General features: G+C 69.8%; 26 protein-coding genes and 1 tRNA gene. 12 read left to right on the top strand and 15 right to left on the bottom strand.

The genetic code is table 11. The features are described from left to right. Nucleotides 1–207: 207 nt before the first annotated feature. From ACA514_RS17685 to ACA514_RS17660, 6 genes are all read left to right on the top strand, one after another. Nucleotides 208–696: a pyridoxamine 5'-phosphate oxidase family protein gene (locus ACA514_RS17685; RefSeq protein WP_375042241.1), complete on the top strand. Its 489-nt coding sequence runs from the start codon at nucleotides 208–210 to the stop codon at nucleotides 694–696. A gap of 237 nt (nucleotides 697–933) precedes the next feature. Beyond that, nucleotides 934–1,971, top strand: coding sequence for a cobalamin-independent methionine synthase II family protein (locus tag ACA514_RS17680; protein WP_375042240.1), 1,038 nt, complete (start codon nucleotides 934–936; stop codon nucleotides 1,969–1,971). A 115-nt stretch (nucleotides 1,972–2,086) separates the two neighbouring features. Next, on the top strand, nucleotides 2,087–3,109 hold the full coding sequence (locus ACA514_RS17675) for a hypothetical protein (protein WP_375042239.1): 1,023 nt from the start codon (nucleotides 2,087–2,089) through the stop codon (nucleotides 3,107–3,109). A 123-nt stretch (nucleotides 3,110–3,232) separates the two neighbouring features. Further along, nucleotides 3,233–3,442: a hypothetical protein gene (locus ACA514_RS17670; RefSeq protein ID WP_375042238.1), complete on the top strand. Its 210-nt coding sequence runs from the start codon at nucleotides 3,233–3,235 to the stop codon at nucleotides 3,440–3,442. Between the two features lie 311 nt (nucleotides 3,443–3,753). After that, complete coding sequence (locus ACA514_RS17665; RefSeq protein ID WP_375042237.1) at nucleotides 3,754–4,512, top strand: hypothetical protein; 759 nt, start codon at nucleotides 3,754–3,756, stop codon at nucleotides 4,510–4,512. Between the two features lie 158 nt (nucleotides 4,513–4,670). Further along, nucleotides 4,671–5,321 carry an IS5 family transposase gene (locus ACA514_RS17660; protein WP_375042236.1) on the top strand — a complete coding sequence of 217 codons (651 nt, stop codon included), beginning with the start codon at nucleotides 4,671–4,673 and terminating at the stop codon, nucleotides 5,319–5,321. Nucleotides 5,322–5,349: 28 nt separating this feature from the next. Here ACA514_RS17660 and ACA514_RS17655 read toward each other — a convergent pair whose 3' ends face one another. The 14 genes from ACA514_RS17655 to ACA514_RS17590 form a co-directional block, all read right to left on the bottom strand. Further along, the gene (locus ACA514_RS17655; RefSeq protein ID WP_375042235.1) at nucleotides 5,350–6,822 is read right to left on the bottom strand and encodes a hypothetical protein; all 1,473 of its coding nucleotides are present in this window, start codon (nucleotides 6,820–6,822) and stop codon (nucleotides 5,350–5,352) included. Nucleotides 6,823–6,845: 23 nt separating this feature from the next. Further along, nucleotides 6,846–7,229, bottom strand: coding sequence for a hypothetical protein (locus tag ACA514_RS17650; protein WP_375042234.1), 384 nt, complete (start codon nucleotides 7,227–7,229; stop codon nucleotides 6,846–6,848). 121 nt (nucleotides 7,230–7,350) lie between these two features. Beyond that, complete coding sequence (locus tag ACA514_RS17645) at nucleotides 7,351–8,130, bottom strand: hypothetical protein (RefSeq protein ID WP_375042233.1); 780 nt, start codon at nucleotides 8,128–8,130, stop codon at nucleotides 7,351–7,353. A gap of 6 nt (nucleotides 8,131–8,136) precedes the next feature. Beyond that, complete coding sequence (locus ACA514_RS17640; RefSeq protein ID WP_375042232.1) at nucleotides 8,137–8,550, bottom strand: hypothetical protein; 414 nt, start codon at nucleotides 8,548–8,550, stop codon at nucleotides 8,137–8,139. 41 nt (nucleotides 8,551–8,591) lie between these two features. After that, complete coding sequence (locus ACA514_RS17635; protein ID WP_375042231.1) at nucleotides 8,592–9,440, bottom strand: hypothetical protein; 849 nt, start codon at nucleotides 9,438–9,440, stop codon at nucleotides 8,592–8,594. Nucleotides 9,441–9,484: 44 nt separating this feature from the next. Further along, nucleotides 9,485–10,309 carry a hypothetical protein gene (locus ACA514_RS17630; RefSeq protein ID WP_375042230.1) on the bottom strand — a complete coding sequence of 275 codons (825 nt, stop codon included), beginning with the start codon at nucleotides 10,307–10,309 and terminating at the stop codon, nucleotides 9,485–9,487. 43 nt (nucleotides 10,310–10,352) lie between these two features. Continuing rightward, on the bottom strand, nucleotides 10,353–10,754 hold the full coding sequence (locus ACA514_RS17625; RefSeq protein ID WP_375042229.1) for a DUF4913 domain-containing protein: 402 nt from the start codon (nucleotides 10,752–10,754) through the stop codon (nucleotides 10,353–10,355). 79 nt (nucleotides 10,755–10,833) lie between these two features. Further along, nucleotides 10,834–12,648: a type IV secretory system conjugative DNA transfer family protein gene (locus ACA514_RS17620; RefSeq protein WP_375042228.1), complete on the bottom strand. Its 1,815-nt coding sequence runs from the start codon at nucleotides 12,646–12,648 to the stop codon at nucleotides 10,834–10,836. After that, entirely contained in the window at nucleotides 12,645–14,090 is a 1,446-nt protein-coding gene (locus ACA514_RS17615; RefSeq protein WP_375042227.1) for a hypothetical protein, read from the bottom strand. Before ACA514_RS17615 ends, ACA514_RS17620 begins: the two co-directional genes overlap by 4 nt. Before the next feature lie 16 nt (nucleotides 14,091–14,106). Beyond that, nucleotides 14,107–15,582: an SCO6880 family protein gene (locus ACA514_RS17610; RefSeq protein WP_375042226.1), complete on the bottom strand. Its 1,476-nt coding sequence runs from the start codon at nucleotides 15,580–15,582 to the stop codon at nucleotides 14,107–14,109. After that, nucleotides 15,572–16,993: a hypothetical protein gene (locus tag ACA514_RS17605; RefSeq protein ID WP_375042225.1), complete on the bottom strand. Its 1,422-nt coding sequence runs from the start codon at nucleotides 16,991–16,993 to the stop codon at nucleotides 15,572–15,574. Before ACA514_RS17605 ends, ACA514_RS17610 begins: the two co-directional genes overlap by 11 nt. Further along, a complete protein-coding gene (locus ACA514_RS17600) occupies nucleotides 16,993–17,751 on the bottom strand; it encodes a hypothetical protein (RefSeq protein ID WP_375042224.1) in 759 nt (252 codons plus the stop codon). Before ACA514_RS17600 ends, ACA514_RS17605 begins: the two co-directional genes overlap by 1 nt. Beyond that, a complete protein-coding gene (locus ACA514_RS17595) occupies nucleotides 17,748–18,098 on the bottom strand; it encodes a hypothetical protein (RefSeq protein WP_375042223.1) in 351 nt (116 codons plus the stop codon). The genes ACA514_RS17600 and ACA514_RS17595 overlap by 4 nt, the downstream gene beginning before the upstream one ends. Beyond that, entirely contained in the window at nucleotides 18,089–18,553 is a 465-nt protein-coding gene (locus tag ACA514_RS17590) for a hypothetical protein (RefSeq protein WP_375042222.1), read from the bottom strand. The genes ACA514_RS17595 and ACA514_RS17590 overlap by 10 nt, the downstream gene beginning before the upstream one ends. 266 nt (nucleotides 18,554–18,819) lie before the next feature. Here ACA514_RS17590 and ACA514_RS17585 point away from each other — a divergent pair, with 266 nt between their 5' ends. From ACA514_RS17585 to xerC, 5 genes are all read left to right on the top strand, one after another. Further along, nucleotides 18,820–19,122, top strand: a complete 303-nt coding sequence (locus ACA514_RS17585; RefSeq protein ID WP_375042221.1) for a helix-turn-helix domain-containing protein — start codon at nucleotides 18,820–18,822, stop codon at nucleotides 19,120–19,122. Nucleotides 19,123–19,194: 72 nt separating this feature from the next. Continuing rightward, on the top strand, nucleotides 19,195–20,139 hold the full coding sequence (locus tag ACA514_RS17580) for an NlpC/P60 family protein (RefSeq protein ID WP_375042220.1): 945 nt from the start codon (nucleotides 19,195–19,197) through the stop codon (nucleotides 20,137–20,139). 187 nt (nucleotides 20,140–20,326) lie between these two features. Then, a complete protein-coding gene (locus ACA514_RS17575) occupies nucleotides 20,327–20,575 on the top strand; it encodes a helix-turn-helix domain-containing protein (protein ID WP_375042219.1) in 249 nt (82 codons plus the stop codon). Nucleotides 20,576–20,725: 150 nt separating this feature from the next. Further along, complete coding sequence (locus ACA514_RS17570) at nucleotides 20,726–20,902, top strand: CopG family ribbon-helix-helix protein (RefSeq protein WP_375042218.1); 177 nt, start codon at nucleotides 20,726–20,728, stop codon at nucleotides 20,900–20,902. Continuing rightward, on the top strand, nucleotides 20,880–22,058 hold the full coding sequence (xerC, locus tag ACA514_RS17565; protein WP_375042217.1) for a tyrosine recombinase XerC: 1,179 nt from the start codon (nucleotides 20,880–20,882) through the stop codon (nucleotides 22,056–22,058). The genes ACA514_RS17570 and xerC overlap by 23 nt, the downstream gene beginning before the upstream one ends. A 102-nt stretch (nucleotides 22,059–22,160) precedes the next feature. Here the strand turns inward: xerC and ACA514_RS17560 are convergent. Beyond that, nucleotides 22,161–22,234, bottom strand: a tRNA-Pro gene (locus ACA514_RS17560). Nucleotides 22,235–22,347: 113 nt separating this feature from the next. Between ACA514_RS17560 and ACA514_RS17555 the strand changes: the two genes are divergently transcribed. Next, nucleotides 22,348–23,028 carry a hypothetical protein gene (locus tag ACA514_RS17555; protein WP_375042216.1) on the top strand — a complete coding sequence of 227 codons (681 nt, stop codon included), beginning with the start codon at nucleotides 22,348–22,350 and terminating at the stop codon, nucleotides 23,026–23,028. The last annotated feature ends 26 nt before the right edge of the window (nucleotides 23,029–23,054 follow it).

The raw sequence follows: 23,054 nt of genomic DNA, 5'->3' as shown, positions 1-23,054 counted from the left end.
GGTCCACCCGTGCGCCGCGCCTTGGTCGTAGCAACACCCCTGGGGGTCAGGTGTTGCGACCATCCTTAGAACCCAAGAGGCGAATGCGGGGCCAGTACGCACTCGTCAAATCAGGCGATCTGTCGATGTGTGCGCCGCGCCGTTCGTCTAGAGGTACAGCCTCCCGGCAGGGGAGGAGAACTCACACCCAAGTGAAGGGGAATCGTCGTGCACGCCGACGAAGAACTTGCCTCGATCCCGGTCCCGCGCAGCCTGGCCAAGCGGCGAGCTTATGCTCGAAACCGGCTCGACACCGGCTTCCAGATGTGGTTGGCCACCGGCAGCGACGGCCATGGTGCGCATCTGATCCCCGTGGCCTATGCCTGGGACGGCTCGACTCTGTATACCGCGACCTTCGCCAAGAGCCGCACTGCCGTCAATATCAAAGCCCACCCACAGGCTAGGGTCGCTCTCGGCGACACCGGCGACGTCGTCATGATCGACACCAGTGCGTCGCTTGTGGACGTCCCCGACATCGACGCTGACATCGCCGAGCACTACGCCAAGGTCTCCACAGACCCTCGTACCTACCCGGAGGGAATGTTTGTCTACCTACGCCTGCACCCCATGCGCATTCAGGTCTGGAACGGCCTTCACGAATTCGTTGGGCGCACGGTCATGCGGGATGGCCGATGGCTAGATAACCCAGTCGACTGAGGTGATCTCTCGATCATCGACCCGGGTGACCAGGTATCCGGACCCTAACCGCTGCCACCGAGCCGCCATCCCCAAAATCCGGGCAACTCACCACCCCCCACCCTCACCCCGGGCCACATCCGGACATTATGGATCCTGGAACGACCGTGACCGGCGGGGTCAGGGATGTGGGGAGGTGAGGACGTTGACTACTAAACGTGACTATCTGCATGCTGTGGGTGTGCGTAGGGTCGCTGTATGTCACTCCCCACTGAACCCATCGGCAGCATCCCCCGCCCGGCCGCGCTGCTGGCCGCCCCTGCGGCGGAGAGGCCGGCCCGCACCGACGCTGCCGTCGGCGATACCGTCCGGCGCCTGCAGGAACTGGGGTCGCCGGTGGTGTCCGACGGTGAGCAGGCCAAGCCGAGCTTCGTCACCTACCCGGTCGAGGGACTGCCGGGCCTTGCGTCCGACGGCGTGGTGATCCCGTTTGCCGACGGGCACCAGCGGCAACTGCCGCGCTTGACCGCCGGGCCGTTCCGCTACACCCGCCACGCCGTGGACTACCTGCGCGCGGCGCAGCGCCACGCGAGCGTGCCCGTCAAGCAGGCCGTGATCGCCCCGTCGGCGCTGAGCCTGCTGTACCCGCCCGACGGCATCGCCGGATACCCGCGCGAAAGGTTCCTGCAGGACCTGGTGGACGCAGCCGAGACCGACATCCGCGCCTGTCTGGACGCCGGTGCGCACACCGTGCAGCTCGACTTCACCGAAGCGCGGCTGTCGCTCAAGCTGGATCCCTCCGGCGGCGTGCTGGACGACTTCATCGCGCTGAACAACCGGGTGCTGGAACGGTTCTCCGCAGATGAGCGCACCCGGATCGGCGTGCACGCCTGCCCGGGCGCCGACCAGGACTCCACCCACAGCCTCGACGTCGACTACGCCGGCCTGCTGCCAAAACTCCTCCGCCTCAACGCCGGCGCCTTCTACCTCCAGATGGCCGGCGAGAGCGACCCCGATCGCGCCCTGAGCGTCGTCGCCGCTCACCTGCCCGCCGACGCCCGCATCTTCATCGGCGTCATCGACCCGATCGACCCCCGGGTCGAGACGCCCGAGCAGGTCCGCGACCGGATCCTGGCCGCCGCGCGCCATCTCCCCGCCGACCGCCTGGGCACCTGCGACGACTGCGGCTTCGCCCCCTTCGCCGACGATACCTCCACATCGCGGGACATCGCGTTCGCCAAGATCGCGGCCCGCGTCCAAGGCACGGCAATGGCCGCCGAACAACTGGGCATGTAGCCGCTGGGGTCGGTAGGAGGTCCCCCGACGGGACCCGTGGCCCGACTCCCTCCAGAGCAACCCAGGACGACACCGTCACCGGCGCCCCGGGCTCACCCGACTAGGACACGACGACATGCTCCAGCGCCGCACCACGCTCACCCTCGGCCTGTACTCCCTAGCCGCCGCCGCGCTTCCCCGCCCCGCCCACGCCATCACCTCGCGGACCGGCCCGTCCCGCCGCGGCGGCGCCGGCGACGTCGGCCGCATCCGTGAGACGACCGCGGCGTTCGGGCGGCTGGACGACCTGTACGGCGGCGGGCACGCCCGAGGCGCCGTCGCCGCCTACCTGGCCGGCGACGTCGCGCCGCTGCTGCGCGGAACCACCGGCCGCGCCCGCCCCGCCCTGCTCACCGCGGCCGCCCAACTGGCCTACCTCGCCGGCTGGATGAGCGCGGACATGGTGCGCACCGGCCTGGCGCAGCGCTACTACATCATGGCCGTCCGCCTGGCCGACGAGGCCGGCGACGACCTGATGCGCTCGACGGTGCTACGCAGCCTGGCGGTCCATGCGGTCGAACTCGGCCATCACCGTGTCGGCCGCGACCTCGCCGACGCGGCCGCCGACGGCATCCGCGCCGGATCGCCCGCTCGAACCAGAGCGTGGATCACCGGCATGTGCGCCGAGGCCAGCGCCGCCGCCACACATGACCAACGCCGCGCGCACACGCTCCTGCGGACCGCCGAGACCGAGCTGGAGCACGCCGACTCCCGCCCCGACGACGCCGTGACCGGCAACTACCGCCGCGAATCGTTCTCCCATCAGGTCGGGTTGACCCTGACCCACCTTGGGGACCTCAGCGGCGCCGAGGAACACCTCGCCGCCTCCGTCGACTCCCGCCGGCCGGTCGAACGGCGGACCCGCGCCCTGATCGGCGCCCGACTGGCGCTGACGCAACTGAACCGGCAGCGCCCGGACGTCGCAGCGCGGACCGTGCTGAACCTGCGCGACGACCTGTCGGGCGTGGAGTCCAGACGCGTCCACCAGACCCTGTCGAAGATCCGCACCGGATGGCGCGACGCCACCACCGACGACCCGATCGGCGAAGCCGACCGGCTGCTGGCCACCCTCGCCGGAACCGGTAGACCCGGCCGATAGGTTCAGCGGCTGGTGATCCACGGACGGCGAACGCCCGTCCGCCGGCCGCCCGGCGCGCATCCGAACGAGAAGTCGCGCTCCCAACACCGCTAGGAGCTGGCCGAGGCCCAGCGTGACCAGGCGTTGCCGGAGGTCCGCGCCTGGCTGGAGGTCGCGATCGAGGCCGGTTTGGTGCCCGACGTGGCCGACGCCGACACCTCCTTCGTCCTCACCACGGCGCTGCAAGACTTCGCTCACCGGCAGCGCGGCGAGGCCGACGACCTCACCGCCGACATCGCCACCGGAGACAGCAGACCACGGCGCGGCCCGGCGCCACCTCGCGAATGCCGCTGACACCAGGCGAAGCAGGAGCCAGCTGACCCAAAGGGGGGCCGATTGGGTGTGATGCAGATCACCTAGTGGTTGGGCAAGATTTTTTGCCGGATGAGCCAGCCCTCAGGCACGAAGAGTGACGGACACTCGAATCCATGGGAGAAGGTCGCGCCATGAACGTCTCGCCACAGCCGCAGGAGCGACAGCCCACGCCATCCGGTCCGAGCCGTACGGCGGCTCCGCAGGACCCGACTCCGGTCTCCAAAGGCCCGACCGGCGCCGCACCGGCCCGCACGGTTGGGAGCGCTGAGAACCCTTGCGACTGGGACGCGATGGCGTACGGGGTGGAGGGCAGCGACGGGTATGAGGGGGTGCGAATTCTTTGCGCCGACGACGGCACGGAGAGATTCTGGCGTCAGAATGATGATCGCGACCTCTGGAGGCCGCTGGACCTGTTGCAGATGAGGCTGCATCCGGGCGGCCAGATCTGGGGTGGCATGTGGGGTGCGTGGTTCGAACCTGGCGAGGCATACATCCCAGCCATGGAACCCGGCAACCTCCTCGACAAGGCCGCTCACATCCTGGCGGGACGGACGGGGCCCCAGTGGCGGGAAGCCGCGGACACGGCGTTGCTCAGCTGGCCGGCGAGCGGCCGGAGGAACACCGTGCACGGGGGGATGGGCTGGTTGCGGGCCCAGATACATCAGGCCCATCGGCAGCTCACCCCCATTTGGCGGCGGAAGAGCGGCCATCAGCGGGTGCTGCTGCTGGACACCCCCTTCGGCGAGAGCGGGGCCACGCTGCACGACCTGGTTTCCGGCAGCCCGCCGCCGGACGAGCTGGCGCTCGGTGCCGTCCCTGACGACCCTCGGCTGGCCGCCGTGCTCGACGCCCTGACCCGGCAGGAGCGGATGGTCGTTCTGGCATGGGCACACTGGCAGCCCAACACCTGGGCTGAGGCTGCCATGCTTGCCCGCGCGACAGATCCGGTGGCGTACGGGGAGCGGGTGCGGCGCAAGCTCAAGCGCCTCGGCAACCAGCACGCACAGCGTGCGGCCGCGGCACGCAGTACGGCGGAAGGGCGGGCATGAATATCTTGCTCGCCGCGCTGTCGGAGTACCTTGGCGGCCTGGCTGCCGCCGGCACTTTCGCGGCCGCACACTGGACAGTGAAACGGGTGCATGCCCAGCGTCGGCAGCGTGCCCGCGCCAGGGACGCGGACCTGGGCTAACGCGCTCGGGTCCGGTCCGTGGCCGGATCCTGCAGCGGACCGCCAGCGGGACCTGCCGTCTACATCGCCCGCTGGAAGCGCGACGGAGTGTTCGCCCAGCTCACGGGGCTGCTGCGCGATCTGGTCCGCGGGCAAGAGGGCCACCGGGCCCAGCCCAGCGCCTGCATCATCGACTCCCAAAGCGTCAAGACCACTGTCGACGTGCCCACCGCCGGCCAGGGCACCGATGCAGGCAAGAAGATCGCGGGCCGTAAACGCCACATCATCACCGACACCCTCGGACTGCTGCCGGCGGTGCTGGTCACCGCGGCCAGCGTGCCGGACGGCACCGCCGGCATGCAGCTACTGACCGGTGTGGCCGCGGCCCACCCGACGATCACCAAGGCGTGGGCCGACACCGCCTACCGCAACAAGGTCATCGACCACGCCGCCACCCTGGGCATCGACCTGGAGCCCGTCCGCCGCGACCCCGCCACCAAAGGATTCGTGCCGCTACCGCGGCGCTGGGTGGTGGAGCGCACGTTCGGCTGGCTGATGTCGCACCGCCGCCCGGCCCGCGACTACGAAACCTTGCCGACCCGATCCGAAGCCATGCCCCACGCCGCAATGATCAACCTGACGAGCCGCCGTCTCACCGGCGAGGCCACTGTCACATGGCGGGGCACTTGACACCACAGATACAGGACGAAAATCCGTGTTATAGAACATTAGGCTTTTGGGTGTTGGATGATTTGCTTGTCGGTGCGGTCGGGCTAACTACCGCCTGTGGGGCGGTGAGGCATTCATCGATGGGGGCAGGGAAGCCTGCGGCGGCGAGCGCGCTTTGACCGGATGTGGCTGATCGGCGGATGATGAGGCGGGCTTCGTCGGTGTAGCGGGAATTGTGGCTTGAAAGGGCCTCGATGGTGCGTCCGGCAACTGTGATGGTTTCGGCGCCTTGAGTTTCGGCGGCTTCATAGAGGCCGAGTAGGCGACGGATTGACGCGGGGACGCGTGGGCTGAAGGTCGGACGTTGCTGCTGTTGTTGAAGGACGCCGATGACTGCCAGGTCATTGATGGCGGTCCGGTGGTGGGCGGCGATGATGTTGCAGGCCTCGAGGGCTTTGAGGGCCACAGTGGCGACGCGTGCTGCGTCGGACATGGTGGCGGCGAGTTGGTCAGGCGGCCTGACCTGGTGGGATGCGCGGGGGCTGGGTGTCCATGCGGGGTCGGTATGGATGAGGCGGCCGAGGCGGATGATCAGATCGCTGGCGTCGGTGGCCATACCGGCGGCGGGGTGACCGAAGCTGTCGTAGGTGTCCCAACGCCGGATGATCGCTTTCCACCGCCCGCTGGTTGCTCTGACGGATTGAGTGACTTGTTTGAGCCTTGCAACGTGCTGGAGCTCGTTAAGCTCCTCCATCCGGCGGGTGAGCTGGAGGATGGTTTTGCTATTGAGGTCGCAAGTGATGGCCGCGGCGCGAGCCAGGTAGCGCCAGGTGGCGATTGAGTCGGGCGTGGTGGGGTTTTTCAGACGTTGGATACTCGCGCCGATACCCGCGACGGCTTCAGCGAGATTCTCGTCGACCTTGGGAGGGATCCGTTCGGGCGTGCGGTGGAGAGGGACGGGGTTGATCGGTGGCCGTTCGTTCTTGCCGAACACTCGTGACAAGACGGCGGCGGTCAGGAGTGGTCGACTTGCGGTTTCCGACGGTCCGCCGGTGTGTTTTGCCAGATGAGCGACAGTGGCGGTGTGGTCGCTGAGTCGGTGCAGGAGGGTGCGGGCGGTGTCGGTTGCGGCGATGGCGGGTGCATCAGCCGAGATGGGATGGGTCAGGGTGCTCGGAGCGTGGGAGGCGAGCAGGTCCAGGCCGCAGCCGAGGGCGATGGAGACGCAGCGGATCTTTTCGGCGAGGACGGTTTCGGGTGTTTCGGTGGTGGGGCGGGGTCCGAGGAGTTGTTCGGCGTGGGTGATCAGGGCGGAGGCGCGGCGGGCGGCGTCCCGCACACCGTGGTCGTGGGTGTGCGGGACGCCGAAGCCGGTGGCGATCTGGTCGTGGTAGCGGACCAGGACGTGGGCCAGCTGGGAGAGTTCGGCTCGGACGGCTGGTTGGGCGGCTTGATGGGTGATGTCCGGGGCGTGGATGGCGTGCTTGAGGTCGGTCAGATGTTCGGCTGCGAGCGCGGTCATCTCCCCGAAGGTGACCACGGCGGCTACCGGAGGGCTTCGCGGAGCCGGCTGGCGTGCAGGGCTGCTTGCAGGCAGGCCATCTTGTCGTCGGGGTCGCCGGCCAGTTCGGCGGCGCGCACCAGGCTCTTGGAGACCTTGCTCGCCAGGTCGAACAGGGCGTCGGCGGTCGCGTTGGCGGTGTCGTGGTCGGTGGGCGCGGCTGCCTGCAGAGAGGGGGCTCGGCGCAGGGCGCGGTGGGCTTGGGTGGCTTCGCCTTCGGCCATGCCCCAGGCGATGAATCCGTCGGGTTCTTGGGTGGCGAAGGCGGTGATGACGCGTTCGGCGTGGGCCAGGTCGTTGAGGGCGGTGGTGAGGAGTTCGGTGAACCAGGTCTGGCGGACCTGGGCGTGCTCGTTCTCGTGGGTCATCTACGGGTCCTTGGCTCGGGTGGCTGGGGCTGTTGCGGTGCGCGGGTGGGGCCGGGACGGATCCGGGCGAGGCCGCGTTGGTGGCCTGTGGTCCTCCGCATCTGGGTTCTCCTGCCGGTGGTCATGCGGCTTGGGCCGGGCCTCGATGACGCCTTGCCTGCTTAGGCGGGCGGCTGGTGGGCGATGGCGGTGTGGGCGGAATGCCTTGGGTGATGTCGTGCGGGAAGTCGTTGGCGGCGGCTGCGGCGTCGCGGGGACGGCCTGCGGGGGCGTTCGGCGGCGGCTTGGGGCCGAGTTCGTCCCGAAGCTGGTCGGCGGAGACGCCCGTCCAGGAACTGAGCGCCGCGATCAGGTTGTCGCAGTCACGTTCGAGGGCGCGGCGGTCGGATGCCTTAGCGGTGCCTAGGCGGGCCGAGAGACTGATGTAGCTGCGTTCAGCTTGGTCAGCATGTGCCACGGTGCCGAGAAGTGTCTCGGTGCGCGGGAATGGCGGCGCCGGCGCCAGGTGCGCGGCCGGTTCGGCGAGGACATGGGGGATGCCGGGGACCTCGACGAGGTAGGTCGTCCCGGTCTCGGACTTGCTGGTCGTCCAGCCGACGATGGTGCCGCATCGGTCGCCCTGCCGGTTGAGTCGGACCTCGTCACCGACCTTGTAGAAGGCGTGGCCGGTGGTGTTGCGCGGGGCGGCGGCGAGGCCGCTGGTGACGACGTCGGTGAAGTCGATGTCGTGGTTGGTTGCGTACTGCTCCAGATCGCCGATCAGGGCGCTCAGTAGGGCTTGGGTGTAGAGCGGGTCGCGGTCGAGCAGGGAGCCGCCGCCGGGGAAGGCGCGCTGCTCGTAGGTCCGGACGATCTGGGTGGCGCGGGCCAGTTGTGTGGCGTTGGGGTCGTAGTCGGTCATGGGCTCCTACTTCAAAGCCGAGTACAGGCGGCCGGCGTGATGTGCGGCCCGCAGGCACGCCGTGCGGTCGCCCGGATCGGCGGACTTGGACGCGACATTGAGGATCGCCTCGGTGACGACCAGCACGAACCCGGCGATCGTCTCGGCGAGCTCTCGGCTCTCGTCCGTGGTCATGGGCGCGGCGCCGGGCCAGGCGAGGGTGGGGGCTTGCGACAGCGCCCACCACGCGTCGATGGCCGCGATGGTCGCGCTCTCGTAGTCGAGAAGGGCCTGGTCGTCGCCGATGTCGGGCAGCACGGTCGTCGTGCGTTCGATCAGATCGAGGCCGATGAAGGCGGAGGTGAGGAGGGCGGGGATGGAGTCGGCGGCCTTGATCTGGCGCGTGAGGTACTGGAACTGGTGTTTCAGGAGATCCTCCATGGCGTTGCTGTTCGTCGATTGGATGGCGGCTGCGCGGCGGGTCAGCGGCTGGGGCTCGGTGGTGTTTGCCGTGTGCGTGAGGCGCGGGTCGCTGCTGGCTTCTGTTCGCCGGCGATGTCGTCGGCAAGGGGAACCGGGAATGCCTGGGCGGCGAGTTGGGCGGGCGTGAGCCGAGCAGCCGGTTCCGAGGTCGGCGGCTTGGTGATGTCGTTCGGTTCTGCTGCGTTCAGGTGCTCGGCGACCCTGCTCAGCAGCAGGTCGGTGACGTTACGCTCGGACATGTCGTTCCAGGCCGTGAGCGCGTCCAGCAGGGTTCGGTGGTCTCGCAGGTCGTCCGGGCTGGGTTGCAGGCTGTGGACGTCGGCCGAGGCGATACGGGTTGCCGTGTCGATCAGGAGCTGCTCGGCTTTGAGTGGGTCCTTGACGACTCCTTGTGTTGTGGGCGTGGTGGGGAAGGGCGGCGCGGGCTCGAGGTCGGCGGCGAGGACGGGTTGGTTCTTGGTCTGTCCGAGAGTTCGCACGTAGTACTCGGTCTGGCCCTGGTGGGAGACGAAGATGCCGGTGACGCTGCCTCGGGTCGGTTGCCCCAGCAGGACGGCCTCGTGGGCTGCGGGCCCTTGGAGTTGGACGGTCGAGCCGATGGCGTAGGCGTTGGGGTTGTCGCGTTCGGTGTCGTAGTAGGCCTGTGCTTCGGCGGCGATGTCGTTGAACTCGATTCCGCGGCGTTCGGCGTAGTGCATGAGGTCGATCAGCAGGTCGCCGATCAGCTCGCGTGCGTCCTGGTCGTCGGTGCGGTGATCGAGGTGCTCGGTCTGCTCGAAGAGGGCTTGGAAGGCATCGAGAGCTGCGGCTCCGAACTCGGCGAACTCTTCGGCGCCGGCTTCGGTCATACAACCTCCGTACATCGATGAGCTGGTGGTGTGGTGTCGAGTGCCTAGGGGCGGCGCGGATGTCTGGTGGAGCGGTCCGGCAGCCTGGTGACGGGTGGGTCGTCGGGTCGGATGGGTGTGGGGCCTTGCGGGAAGCCCATTGCGGCCAGGCGCGCGGCCGGAGCCGTGCGAGAGTGGTCTGCGGCCGTTGCGTCTGCTCGCTGAGCGGGGTCAGGCATGCGTCCGGGCAGGTGACGGGCGATCTGTTCGGGTCTGCCGCCGGACCAGCTGGCCAGGGCCTCGGACAATCGCGTCAGGTCGTCCCGCCGTTCCTGGAAGGTGGCCGGAGCGGTGTCGGCGTTGCGCTCGAGCCAGGCGGTGAGGGCGATGATCGTCGCTTCGGCGTCGCACGCATGATGAACGACCCCGGCTGTTCGCGTGGCGACAGGTAGGAGTGGGTCCGCCGGTTCGAGCTCGGACGCGGTGACGTGCACGGCTTCGGCGACGGCTGGGATGCGGACCGTGCATCGTGCCTCGCCGCCTGGCGCTTCGGTGAGGGCGGTAACGAAGCCGCGCCGGTGCGGAGACCGCGGCTCGGCTCCTGTGGCGATGTCCTGCTGCCGGAACTGCACCTGGGCACCGAGCCGAAAGCTGTGGACGGGACTGGGCTCGGGGCCGCCGCGGTCGATGCTGCGCTGATGCAACTCCTCCAGCGTGTCGTGAACGTCCAGACCGTTCTGGTCGGCGTAGCGCGCGAGCTGTTCGAGCAACGACTGGACCAGTCGCTCGGCCAGGGCCTGGTCGGTGCGGTGGCTGGGAAGGGCGTCGGGCAGCAGGTGCTGTTGGTAGGCGTCGAGTGCCAGTGCGGTTGCTTCCATGCGATCGGGCATGCGGATCTCCGGTGAAGGCGTGGGGTGTGGGGAAGGGCCCCGGTCAGTACTTGGCGGAGACGAAAACATCGTCGGGGCCGAGCCAGCCGTCGGGGACCGGGGCGACGCGGGCTTCGTGCGGGGCCAGGTGTTCGTTCTCGGTGCATTGGTAGAAGGGCCCGCGGGGGCCGAGGAGGACGGGGAGCTGGTGGTCGAGGTGGTCGCGGTACCACAGGGCCATGCCGGTGGCGCCCTGCAGGCGCATGGCCTCCCACGCGTACCAGAGGGCGGTGAGGCGGGAGATCGCCTCGCCGTGGTGCCACCATTGGGCGCACCAGCGGAACTCGCCGCCGAGCGTGCGCCGGTACATCGGAATGAAGTGGGTCGTCACCCAGCTGGTCAGGCTGGGATACAGCGGCTTGAGCTTCTCGCCCCCGGGACTGGCCGCGGCGTCTTCGACGGGCATCGAGCCTCCTGAACTCTGAAGTCGGGCATGACGGCGTCACCCTTCGCTCGTCGGATTCCTCGGGCGGCGGGACGCGGAATTAGGCGTCCAGCTCCGGCAGCTGGGTGCGTTCGGGCTGGCCGTAGTGGCGGCGGGCGGCTTCGGCGATGGCGGTGTCGGCGTTCTTGATGGCGGTGTTGATGGCGGTGGCGTGCGGGCTGCGGTACCAGGGGCGTAGCCGGATCAGGGCGGGTTTGGTGCCGGTGGCCAGGAGTAGCGCGGTGCCTTTGGGGAGGGCGCGGATGTCGGCGGCGTCGAGGATCTCTTGGCGGCGCAGGGAGATCTGTTCGCTGGCGCGTCCGTCGTTGTAGGTGATGGAGCGGACGGGGACGTCGTGTTGGCCGATGAGGGTGGCCAGGTCGCGGACGAGGCGGGGGGAGTCGATGCCGGCGCCGATGAGTTTGCGGGTGGCGGCGCCCCACAGCGCGGCCATTCCGGGTTCGCCCCAGACGGTGACGCCCTGCTCGTAGCTTTGCAGGATGGTGACCGGGATGATCCCGCGTGAGCCGAGGTGGGAGTACAGCTGCGGGAGGTCGGCGATGCGGCAGATGTTGGCGGCCTCGTCGAGCGCGACGATCAGGGGCGGGTCGAGGCGTCCGCCGGATTGTTCGGCGCGGCGTTCGGCGGCGCGCATGGTGGTGTCGGTGAGCGCGGCGATCAGCGGCGCCGCGGCCGACAGGGACTTGGATAGCAGGTAGAGCGTGTCGCGGGTGCCGGCGAAGGTGTGCGGGTCGAAGACCGGCAGGTCGCGGGCCGGTGTGACCCAGGCCAGGATCTCCTGGTCGCGGAGGGCTTTGGCGGCGGTGCGGGCGGTCTGGTAGATCCCGTCGCGGGTCTCGACCGCGCCGTTCTGGGTGCCTTTCAGGGAGGAGGCCATCAGCTGGAACCCGGCCTCTTGCAGCAGTTCGATCGGGGTGGGGACGGCGGGTTCGTCCAGCCATTGGGCGATGTGGTGCAGGGAGCGGCCGGAGGTGGCGGCGGCCAGGAACAGCGCGCACAGCAGATCCTGGGCGGCCGGTCCCCACAGGTCCTTCTTTTGTCCGTCGTCGACGGTGAGGACGAAGTGCCCGGCCAGGCGGTGGGCGTCCTCGACGGTGGTCAGCCCTGCGAGCGGGTTCCACCACCAGGTCTGGGGTTGGTAGGTGATGTGCTGGGGGTCGAACAGCCAGGTCCGGCCCTTGGTGCGTTCGGCGCGGACGGTGGAGATGGCGGCCCACAAGTCGGCTTTGTTGCTGGTGGCGATGACCGGTCCGGGCGCCGACAACACGTGCGGGATCGACTGGGTGGTGGTCTTGCCGGAGCGGGGCGCCATGAAGGCGACCACGGTGTCCTCGAACGAGGCGAACAGCGTAGGTCCGCTCCGGTCGCCGGGCAGCAGAACGTCGCCGAGGACCAGGCCGATGTCGGCGCGGTCGAGCTGCTCGGGCGGTGTGGTGAGGGAGCGGCGCAGCGCGACGGCCTTCGTTGCGGTCGCGGACGGCTGCAGTTCGGTGAGGCCGGGATTGTCGGCGAGTGCGGCGACCGCGTCCCCGGGTTGCGGCAGGTGTTCGGCGATGCGGCGCCAGAATCTCCAGATGGCGTTGCCGAGTGCGGCGAGCAGCAGCACGAGAATGAGCAGAACGAGCGGCGTTGGAGTCCCTGGCCAGGCTGTCTGGAAGTGGCGGCGGGCGAGCGCGAGGGCGAAGTCCGTGCCGAAGGGCGCGACGGCTCCGCTGGTCGCGGCTGCGGCGAGCTTGGCTGAGGCCCACACCAGCCCGAGGGCGGCGATGGGTGTCCAGCAGGCGAGAAGGATGAGCCAGGCGGCGCCGGCGTTGGTGTCGAGGATCGAGGCGCGGGGGCCGAGGGCTCGGGTCATGCGGTGGCCCGGATGGCCTGGTCGGTGTCGTAGAGGTCGGCCTCGGGGCCGACGAGGGAGAGTTCGACGGGGATGCCGAGGCGTTCGCCGGTCTTGATGAGGTACTTGCCGCGGCCGGGGTGGCGGGAGCCGGGCTGCCAGGAGTCCGGCGCCGACCAAGAGGTGACCAGCTGCTGCTCGGGGCCGGTGAGCGGGGTGATCTCATGCACCCGGGCCAGTTCGCGGGGCGGCAGCCCGGCCAGGACGGTGATGGCGGAGCGGTCGGCGAAGCCTTTGGCTTTGGCGCGGTCTTCCTCGGTGGCCAGCGCGTCCAGGTCGGCAAGCGAATGGGTGATCATGATGGAGGCCATGCCTTTGGCGCGGTTAAGGCGGGTGAGGGCGTCGGCGTGCTCGACCAGGCCCGGTGCGCCGCGTAGTGCGCGCCAAAGTTCGTCCATGACGCCCAGGTAGGAGCGGCGGGGTGCGGCGTGCAGGTCGGCCAGGGCGGTGGCGGCGTCGACCATGCCGAAGGCGTAGGCCCAGGTGCACAGCATCGCGGCGGTGAGCAGCTTGTCCCCGGCCGCACGGACCCGGGAGATGTCGACGCTGATCGCAGGTGCGTCCAGGTTCAGGGGCCGAGTAGTGGCGGCGTCGAAGACACCGGCCAGGGACCCGGAGATGAGCAGGTCCAGGGTGAAGACCAGGTCGCGGGTCTGGGCGCGGTAGGAGTCGCCGGTGTCGGTGCGCGTCGCCGACCGCAACTCGTCGGGGCCCTGTTCCAAGATGCACAGGACATCAGGAATGGTGGGCGCGTGCCCCAGGCGATCGTCGAGCAGGTCGATGGCCCGACCTAGAACGACTTCTTCGGCGTTGGTGATGCGGGACTCGCGAACGAGAGTCGCCAGCGCCAGCAGCAGCGAAAGCCGACGTGAGCGGACTTCCCACCGCAGTGTCTCGGCGTCGGCCCCGGTCAGGCGTCGCCGTGCTTGGTCCAGCGGACCGGCGTCGAGCGGGTTGATGCGGTCGATACCGCGGCCCACGCGGATGACCTGGCCGCCGAGGTAGTCGACCAGGCGGGTGTAGTCGGGTTTGGTGTCGCCCAGGATGATCGGCGTGGCCCCGGTGGCGACGGCGCCGGTGACCAGCCGTTTCACCAGCGTGGATTTGCCGGTGCCGGGCTGGCCGAGGACGAACATGCCGGGGTTGGTGACCAGCCCCTCACGCAGCCAGGCCAGCGGATCGAGGCAGACGACCTCGCCCCACAGCTCGTGGCGTCCGACCGGCGTGCCGACGGTGGGAGTGCCGGAGCCGGCGGTGAAGGGGTAGAGGCCGCAGACCTGGCTGGTGGTGGCCTGGTATTCGGGTGCGGGTTCGATGTGGGCGGCGCGTCCGGCGCCGGGGTCGCGCCATCCCCAGGGCGGGGCGAGTGGCTCGGCCATGGCTTGGGCTTCGACGTTGGTCAAGGGCGGTGTCTCCGGTTCAGTGCAGAAGGCGGTGGGAGAGTTCGGGTGGGCAGATGCCGCACGGCAGGGTGGTGGCGAACCCGGCGGCTTGGCTGCCCCACAGGCGACGCAGCCGGATCTTGGCCGCGTCGGCGGATGCCTCGATGTGCGCGACGGCGCGGCGCAGTTGCTCGGGGTCGGTGACGGTGACGGTGGCGTACATCGACACCAGGCACACTCCGGCGCCCATGGCCTCCTCGGCGGCGGCTTGGCGGGCGCGCGCCGAGTCCCAGCTGTCGCGCGCGGTTTCGTCCCGTCCGGTCCGGCGCCGGAACTGGGCGCGGAACGCCGCCGCGTTCACTTCTTGCTGCAGGACGCGGCTGGCTGCTGCGGCGGGCAGTGCCCTGTATTGCAGGGTGACGCGCTTGGGGAACGGGCCGGGCGCGACGAGCCGGGCGAGGATGTCGGAGCGGACGTTCTGGCGGGGCGGCTCGTGCCAGGCCCAGCTGACCGAGACGCCACCGTCGTGCTCGTAGTGGTCGGTGTGCTCGGTCGCGGCGACCGGCCCGGCATCGCACCAGCTGAGCAGCTCGGCGGCGTGGGAACCGGTCAACAATCGATTGATCTCACCGCGGGAGTGCGGGTCGAACGCGGTACGCACAGTCCCGGCGATCTCCGCTGCCGTCGCCCGCCCCCGTACCGACACGCCGCAGCCGCCGAGCCGGGAGGCCAGCCCGTCGAGGGTGCGGCCGAGGTCGGCGACGGCTTCGAACAGGTCCTTGGGCGCTGCGGCTGAGGCTTTGGGGTCGAAGGTGACCGAGACGCGGGTGTCGACATCGGCGGCGGCGGCCGGGGCCGTGCGCACCAGTTCGCCCATGATGGTCCGCGCCGCTTGCGGTGCGGTTGCGACGACGGCTTGCTGGACCGCGTCGGCGAGGGTGGAGCCGGGTTCGGGTGCGGTGTCGATGGTGACGGTGACCCACCGGATGGCGGGCATGTGGCCGAGGGCGGCGAGCCAGCCGCCCCAGGCGGCGACCCAGCTGTCGGCGTCGGCGCGGTCGGCCAGCCAGGTCGAGGCCGGCACCACCCGCAAGGTCGCGGTGAGCAGCCCGGTGCGGCGGTCCCACACGATCCCGTACCGGCCGCCGTAGCCGTCCTCGGCGCTGAGCAGCGTCAGCGGCGCGAGCACGCCGGGTAGCTGGAATGCCCGGGGATGGTCGATGACCACTCCGGCGCGGTAGCGGTTGTGGCCGCGTAGCACCGCCCAGCGCCATCGGCACCGCGCCGCCACGTGCCGCCCGATCGGAACACCGCCGATCCGTACCAGCCCGAGGCCACCGACCAGCGCGCTAGGCGGCAGCAGGTAGATGAGCGCGGTCGGAGCGGTCGCCGCGACCAGGACCAGCAGCATCGCCGCGCCGAGCGCGATGAAGGTGGCGGTGGTGTCCAGACCCAGCAGCCCGATCCCGTGTCGGCGCCTCCAGCCGCCGTAGGTGCGAACTTCATGCCCCACCAGAGCCACCTCCATCTCCGACCGCGCCGGACGGGCCGTTGTTGCCTGTTGTGTCAGTGGAGCCGGTGGGGTTGCCCATCCATCGCAGGGTGTCCTCGCCGCGATGACGCTCGCGCTCGAAGGTCTGCATGGTCGCCGGTCCGACCGGTTCACCGTGGCCGTCCGGGCCCGACCCGGCGGCCTGCCCGGTCGCCGATGTGGTCTGTCCTGCCATTGCCGAGTGCTCGGCGCCTGGCTGGGTGCTTCCCGACGGCGCGCCCGGGGCGGTCGCGGAGTCGGCGGCGCCGGGGGCCGAAGGCGGGTCCGAAGTCGGCTGCTCAGCGGCCGGCTCCGGCCGGGCAGGCGGTTCGGCTCCGGACGTGGTGTTGTCCTGGTCACCGAGTTGCTCGTTGAGGAAGTCGGCGTGCTCGCCGGCCGCACCTCGCCCAGCGCCGGTGGAGCCGCCGGCCGCGCCGTAGGCGCGCATGGCGCCCAGCGCGGTGGCGCCGCCCATGAGCGCTCCCAGGATGCCGCCGCCGCTGCTGGACTCGGCGCCGCCGGTGGTCCAGGTGAAGAACTTCAGCAGCACCGGGAAGGCGATGAGGCTGATCAGCATCATCGCGAACCCCATCAGCACCGAGTGCAGGTTCTTCCCGCTCCCGATCAGCGTGAACGCCGTCGCATACACCGCCGCGGCGGCGGGCTTGTAGAAGATCAGCGCGAGCATCCAGCCCCCGACGCGGGTCAGCCACGACCGTGTCGCGGCGGTGAGCCCGCCGGCGGCGGCCAGCGGCAGCAGCCCGGCGAGGATGACCAGGGCGGCGCCGCGGAACAGCAGCAACAGCGCCTGGATGATCCCGATGAACAGCGCGACCAGGCACAGCACCAGCACCAGCGCGGCGGGCGTCCCGGTCGGGATGACGACGATCGCGGCCATCCGCTTGGCGAAGTCGCCGTGGGAGGAGGCGTCCAGCATCCAGCCGCACCACTGGTCGCCCCACTGCAGCAGCAGGTTCGGCAGCACGGTCCCGATGACGGTCACCGTCGCCAGGACCACCAGGCCGCGTCCGGCGTCCACCGCGGGCAGGGCTTTGCGCGTCAGCGCCATCTTCCCGGCGACCACCAGCAGTCCCAGCACTGCGACCGCGACCGTCAAGGGCTGCACCAACAGCTGCAGGTAGCCGATGGCCGATTCGGTCTCCAGGTTCGGTGAGGGTGTCTTGACCCACCAGGAGGCGGTGTGGGAGATCAGCCACCCGACCGCGGACTGGAAGGCCTTGGCCGCGTCGTCCAGGGCATGGCCGCCGATCTCGGCGGGGATGTCGGGCATCGGCGGACCCCACGGATGGTCGTCGTTGTCGACCGTCTGCACGCAGCCCGGGTCCAGCACCGACGAGCACGGATCCGCCGGGACCAGCGGGGACAGCGCCATCAACCCGCACCACCACCCGGGAACCGGATGTAGCCGTCCGCAGAGGGAACCGAGGCGGCTGATCCGCCCCACGTCCCACCTGGGGGAGCGATGACGCGCCAGTCGTCGTCGTGCCATTGCAGCTGGATCCGGGTGGCGGCGCGGACCGTCATGTCGCTGTCGCCGGGGCCGGCGGAGACCAGATCGAGGCTGGCGGTGTCGGGAGAGTAGGCCTGCCAGCGGAACCCTTCCAGCACCACGTAGGCGCGTCCCAGTGCCGCTCCGTCCGGCAGGTGCCCGCGCCGTTTGGTGTACAAGCCGCTGGTAGCAGCGAGCAGAGCCTGCGCGTCCGGGCCGATGACCTGCTTGGTGATGGTCGGCTCGAACACTTTCGGGCCCCACTGGGCGTTGGCGCGCACCGCGATGTGGACCCCCGCCAGCAGCGCCCCCAGTGGTGTCCGCGTAAACCCGGACGCCAGATCACCGCTGGTGCTGCGTGGCCCGTCACCGACGGAGCTGGGGAGGGTGACGCCGTGGTAGTCCCGCCACATCACCCCGGCGAACGACACCTGCGCAGCAGCCACCAGCCGCCCAGTGGACAGGCGGGGCGGGCCGGCGGTCCGCGTGATGTGCCGCGTCGGGTCGGGAGCAGGGAGCACCACATGGGTGCCGGCGCCGACCACGGCGCCACTGGCGATCGCGGCGAGCACGTACCGGCTCGTGCGCCGCTTCGATGAGCCGGCCGCGCGGGGACGGCCGGTAAAAGAGCGCCGGGTCATTTGAAGAACACCGCGACGATCGGGGCCGCGGTCGCGGCCAGGCTGAGCCCGCCGAGCACCCAGGGGATGCCGGTGGCGCCGTCGGCGGCGAAGGTGGAGCGGTTCTTGCGGCCAATGGCCATCTGCCCGGCGCAGATGAACAGTCCGGCGACGCCGCAGATCAGCACGCCCCACTTGCCCCACGACAACAGGGTGTTCATCTTGGCGTCCATCCCCGGCGGCGGCGACGGCGGTGGATTGGGCACCGGCACCCCGGGGCTCGCACCGTCCTGCGGACGCGGCCGCGACGGCCCGCCCAGGAGTTCGCCGATCTCGGCTGCGCGGACGATGAGGGAGATCAGGAGCATTCCACCCCCTGCCGGTGCGTCGCGGCGTCGCCGCCGGTCCGGTCGAGCAGGCCGCGGAGCTGCTGCAGAGCGTGGCGTGCCTTGCCCTGCAGGAGGACCTGCGCGGGGTCTTCGGCCAGCCGCAGCTGCCGGACGTGCGGGACGCGGACGATGCCGCCGACGCGCGCCTGGAGAAGCGCGAACCGGGCCGTGGCGTCACGCGTTTCGGGGCCGCCGTCGCTGACGATCGCCAGCGCCGCGACCTGTTCGTCCCACTCGTGCAGCACCCCGACCGCCGCGGTTGCGCGCGTGGCCGCCACCGCGGTGTTGCGCGCCGCGAGCACGATGGGGCGTCCCTTGGCGCCCAGCGGTGGATGGTCCAGCTCCAGCAGGTGCTCGATCGAGCCCATGTCCCAGGGCGTGCGCAGCAGCGCTGCCAGCGTGGAGGTCCCGGCGCCGCCGTGTGCGCCGGCCACCACCACATCCACGGCGCCCTGCGCGGTCGGTGCCGGATCTGGTCGGTGGTGGGTTGTTGTGGTTTGGCGGAGACTCACCCGCTACCCCCGAATCGTTGCTGTGAGTTGATCGAGCATCACCGTACGTGGCAGCATTATGGAGCGCAAGCATCGCCAAACACCTTCTTCAGAACTCAACACGATCCACAACGTGCTTCCGCAGCACCGCATCCGCCACACTTGAAGGGACCACCCGCACGATGACCGCAACCCCAGGAGCCCCAGCGATGACCGACACGCCCGGCCGCGACCCCGACGTGCTCACCACCGCCGAACTCGCGACCAAACTCGGCCTGTCGCCCCAGACCGTCCGCCGGATGGCCAACGCCGGGCAGATCCCCGCGCTCAAGACCGGCAAGGACTTCCGCTACTCCTGGGAAGCGGTCCGACAGGTGCTGCGGCAGCCCCACCAGCAGGGGGACGCCGCCGATGACCCACAGACCGACCAACCCGCCCGCCCCGCCCAGCCCTCACGTAAGGGAGCCGGGTACCGCGCCCAACGCCGCGCCCGCACCGGCGCCCAGGACTAACCCCCCGGTCCCGCGGCGGCCCATCCGGTGAAGGCCGCCGCCACCGCATGCGCCGCCGCCCTGGCGCTCCCGTTGTCGCTGGTCCTCCTCCTCGCCGGACAAGCCCCCGCCGCAGACACCGGATCAGCAGCGGGAGCGCCCACCCGGCTCGCCCGCACCGACATCCCACCCGCCTACCTGCGCTGGTACCTCGACGCCGCATACACCTGCCCCGGCCTGGGCTGGAACATCCTCGCCGCGATCGGCAAGATCGAATCCGACCACGGCCGCTCCACCGCACCCGGTGTGAAAGCCGGTGAGAACAGCGCCGGCGCCGCCGGCCCCATGCAGTTCCTCGCCGACACCTGGGCCACCTACGGCATCGACGGCGACCACGACGGACACACCGACCGCTACAACCCCGCCGACGCCATCTACGGCGCCGCCCACTACCTGTGCGCCAACCACGCCGGCCAAGGCGGACGACACCTCTACCAAGCGATCTGGCAGTACAACCACGCCGACTGGTACGTCCACCAAGTCCTCACCCAAGCCGCCGCCTACGCCACCACCACACCCGCCACCACCACACCCGCCGCCAGCGGACGCGGCGCCATCGCGATCCGCGCCGCGCTGCACTGGCTCGGCACCCCCTACTCCTGGGGCGGCGGCGGACCCGCAGGCCCCACCTACGGCACCGCCCAAGGCGCCGGCACCAAAGGCTTCGACTGCTCCGGCCTCACCCAATACGCCTGGGCCCAAGCCGGCATCCAACTCCCACGCATCGCCGCCGCCCAATACACCGCCGGCCCGCACATTCCCCGCAACCAACTACACCCTGGCGACCTGCTCTTCTTCGCCACCGACATCCACAACTCGGCGACGATCCACCACGTCGGCCTCTACTACGGCCACGGCCAGATGATCCACGCCCCACAGACCGGCGACGTCGTCCGCATCTCCCAATTCACCGGCAACCCCTACCGCGAACACCAATACATCGGCGCCACCCGCCCAACAGCCAACGCCTCAACCTGACCGGAGGACCATGCCCAACCACCATCAGCGGCAGGACAAGCCGCTGCCCCAGACCGGCCGCCATTCGGCGGCTGGCAATCCACCAGCGTCCTCATCCGGGCCGCTCGAGGCCACATCGACTTCTCCGCCTTCCTGTTCGTCAACGTCGGCGACGGCTTCGAACACCCCGTCACTTGGCCCTGCATCCGTGACCGAGTCGGCTGCGCGTGTCGCCGCCAGAACGCTGCGGGCAAGCCAGGTGCCCACTGAAGAGAACCCGGAAGGGCAGACGCTCCAGGTGTACACGGTGAAGCAGGTCGCGGAGATTCTGCAGGTCGGCCGCGACCAAGTGTTCGCTCTGCTTCGAACCGGGCGTTTGCGCAGTATCAAGATCGGGCGGCTCCGCCGGATCACCGCTCAACAACTCGCCGACTTCGTCGCCTCAGTCGAAGAGTGATGTGCACTCGGTGTAGTGCTTGCGCTACGGTGTGCTACGCATCCGTCTCGGGCCTCTCCGATGAGGGCCCGAGGTTCGCTTCTTGATAACTCCACCGACGCGAGCGCGATCTCACCTCGGCACACGCAACTGGCGAGAGGAGATGCACGCATGGCCGACGACAGGACGACCCTGCCTGCGGTGCGGGTGGACATGGCGTTCAAGCAGCGCCTTGCCACGTACGCGGAGTCGCAGGAACGCGACGTGTCCTGGGTCATCAGGAAAGCGATCAAGGAGTATCTCGACCGACGCGAGGAGCGATCGATTGAGCAAGATCTTGATCGGTAAGTACGAAGGAACCATCTACCAGGAGAAGGGGGGATACACCGGAGCCGTGGCCCTCGGCTTCGGGCCGGACGGCAAGCGCAAGCGGCTCAAGCGGAAGGGGAGGACCAAGAGTCAGGTTCTGGACAGGCTCAAGGAGGCCGTCGCCGACCTGGAATCGGGGGTCAAGACTCCCGTGAACTACACGGTCGGGGATGCAGTCGAGGGCTGGCTCGCCAAGGGTCTCAGAGGCCTCGACGACGACACGGTCATCAACTACCGGAGTCTCGCTCGCAAGCACGTCATCCCGCTGATCGGCAAGCCCAGGCTGGGGGATCTGCGGGCGGACGACGTGGACGCCTGGCTCGACGGGCTCACCGATTCGCTGTCCACCCGGACCCTGCGGCTCGTGCACTCGATCCTCAAGCGCGCGATCCGGCAGGCGCAGGCGCGGGACATGGTCGTGCGGAACGTGGCCGAGCTGGTCAAGACGCCCAAGGGCCTGGCCGGGCGTCCGAGCCGGGCTCTCACGCTCGATCAGGCTCAGGCCGTTCTCGAGGCGGCCAAGTCATCGCGACTGCACGCCTACGTCGAGGTCAGCCTCCTGACGGGCGTCCGTACTGAAGAGGCGCGGGCGCTGCGATGGGACCACGTCGTGGCGTGGGTCGACGAAGAAGAATGGCGGCCGGTGGTCAAGGCCGGCTTCGATCACGACAGGTTCGCCATCTACGTGTGGCGGTCTGTGCGGGCCGGTGGCGACACCAAGACCGAAAAGTCGCGCCGGACGCTGGAACTCCCACTACGGGCGGCGGAGGCTCTGCGCAAACACCACACGCGGCAGGCCGCGCAGCGGCTCAAAGTGGGGGAGGTGTGGCAGGACAACGGCCTGGTGTTCTGCTCGACGAGCGGCCGACCGCTGGACGCAGCCAACGTGCGGCGGGCGTTCCGGCTCATCACCAAGAAGGCGGGGATCGGGGAGACCTGGTCGCCGCGGGAACTGCGTCACTCGTTCGTCTCGATCATGAGTGACGGTGGGCTGCCCATCGAGGCGATCGCCGATCTGTGCGGGCACTCCTCGCCGGCGGTCACCGGGGAGGTCTACCGGCATCAGCTGCGGCCGGTGATCACCAAGGGCGCGGAGGTCGTCGACGCGGTGTTCGGTCCGAGCAAGTCGGCGTAGATCGGGTGACGGTGGCTCCCCTTTTGGCTCCCCATCGACCTTCAAGATCGAAAAAGGGCTCCGGAGTGATCTCCGAAGCCCCTCTGACCTGGTCTTTCTCTGTCGGGACGGCGGGATTTGAACCCACGACCCCTTGACCCCCAGTCAAGTGCGCTGCCAAACTGCGCTACGTCCCGGTGCCCGCCGCAGCGGGCGTGATTACTCTAGCGCAGTCTGGAGGGTCGTGCGTACCGGGTTCTGGGCGGGGTGCGGTGAGGTGCGGGCCTCGTGGGCGGTCTTCGATCTGGCGGTGGGGCGCACGGTCGTGGAGCGGCGGCCGGCGGAGGTGTTCCGGGCGGCGTCGGTGGTGAAGATTCTCTTGGCGCTCGACTGCTTGCGGGGGCGCGTGGTCCGGGGGAGGGACCGGGAGCTGGTGGAGGCGATGCTGCGGGCGAGTGATGACGCGGCGGCGGACGAGGTGTGGGAGCGGGGCGGGCGGGCGGAGGTCGTTGAGCGGATGGTGCGGCGGATCGGGTTGCGGGAGACGGTGCCGCCGCCGGAGGGGATGTCCGGGTGGTGGGGATACACGGGGATTAGTGCTGGGGATGTCGTGCGGGTTTATCGGTATGCGGTGGGGGTGCCGGAGGGGCGGTTCGTTCTGCGGGAGTTGCGGAGGATGGCCGTGCGGGGCGCGGACGGGTTCGATCAGGTCTTCGGCATTCCCGAGGCGTTGCCCGGAAGGTGGGCGGTCAAGCAGGGGTGGTCGGGGTTCGAGGACGTGCCGGACGGGCGGCCGGCGCCGGAGGCGCTGGGGCTCGGGCGGCCCGCGCTTCATACGACGGGGCTGGTCAGGGGCAAGATCGTCGTAGTGTTGACCTTGCATCCGGAGGGGACGTCCGCCGAGGTGGCGGCGGGGCGCGTGACGTCGCTGGCCGGGCATGTGATGCGGGTCACAGGGACGCCCATGGGTTCGTTCCCGGAAGGTCAGTGAAAGCGGTCTTATCGGGGCGAAAAGAA

Source organism: Actinomadura sp. NTSP31, from assembly GCF_041951385.1.
GTDB lineage: Bacteria > Actinomycetota > Actinomycetes > Streptosporangiales > Streptosporangiaceae > Spirillospora > Spirillospora napierensis.
This window is presented reverse-complemented; position numbering and strand designations above follow the sequence as displayed.

Coding starts and splice junctions, on each gene's coding strand:
- ACA514_RS17680 (WP_375042240.1), top strand. CDS start 934: ATGTCACTCCCCACTGAACCCATCGGCAGCATCCCCCGCCCGGCCGCG.
- ACA514_RS17675 (WP_375042239.1), top strand. CDS start 2,087: ATGCTCCAGCGCCGCACCACGCTCACCCTCGGCCTGTACTCCCTAGCC.
- ACA514_RS17665 (WP_375042237.1), top strand. CDS start 3,754: ATGGCGTACGGGGTGGAGGGCAGCGACGGGTATGAGGGGGTGCGAATT.
- ACA514_RS17655 (WP_375042235.1), bottom strand. CDS start 6,822: ATGACCGCGCTCGCAGCCGAACATCTGACCGACCTCAAGCACGCCATC.
- ACA514_RS17650 (WP_375042234.1), bottom strand. CDS start 7,229: ATGACCCACGAGAACGAGCACGCCCAGGTCCGCCAGACCTGGTTCACC.
- ACA514_RS17645 (WP_375042233.1), bottom strand. CDS start 8,130: ATGACCGACTACGACCCCAACGCCACACAACTGGCCCGCGCCACCCAG.
- ACA514_RS17640 (WP_375042232.1), bottom strand. CDS start 8,550: ATGGAGGATCTCCTGAAACACCAGTTCCAGTACCTCACGCGCCAGATC.
- ACA514_RS17635 (WP_375042231.1), bottom strand. CDS start 9,440: ATGACCGAAGCCGGCGCCGAAGAGTTCGCCGAGTTCGGAGCCGCAGCT.
- ACA514_RS17630 (WP_375042230.1), bottom strand. CDS start 10,309: ATGCCCGATCGCATGGAAGCAACCGCACTGGCACTCGACGCCTACCAA.
- ACA514_RS17625 (WP_375042229.1), bottom strand. CDS start 10,754: ATGCCCGTCGAAGACGCCGCGGCCAGTCCCGGGGGCGAGAAGCTCAAG.
- ACA514_RS17620 (WP_375042228.1), bottom strand. CDS start 12,648: ATGACCCGAGCCCTCGGCCCCCGCGCCTCGATCCTCGACACCAACGCC.
- ACA514_RS17605 (WP_375042225.1), bottom strand. CDS start 16,993: ATGGCGCTGTCCCCGCTGGTCCCGGCGGATCCGTGCTCGTCGGTGCTG.
- ACA514_RS17600 (WP_375042224.1), bottom strand. CDS start 17,751: ATGACCCGGCGCTCTTTTACCGGCCGTCCCCGCGCGGCCGGCTCATCG.
- ACA514_RS17595 (WP_375042223.1), bottom strand. CDS start 18,098: ATGCTCCTGATCTCCCTCATCGTCCGCGCAGCCGAGATCGGCGAACTC.
- ACA514_RS17585 (WP_375042221.1), top strand. CDS start 18,820: ATGACCGACACGCCCGGCCGCGACCCCGACGTGCTCACCACCGCCGAA.
- ACA514_RS17570 (WP_375042218.1), top strand. CDS start 20,726: ATGGCCGACGACAGGACGACCCTGCCTGCGGTGCGGGTGGACATGGCG.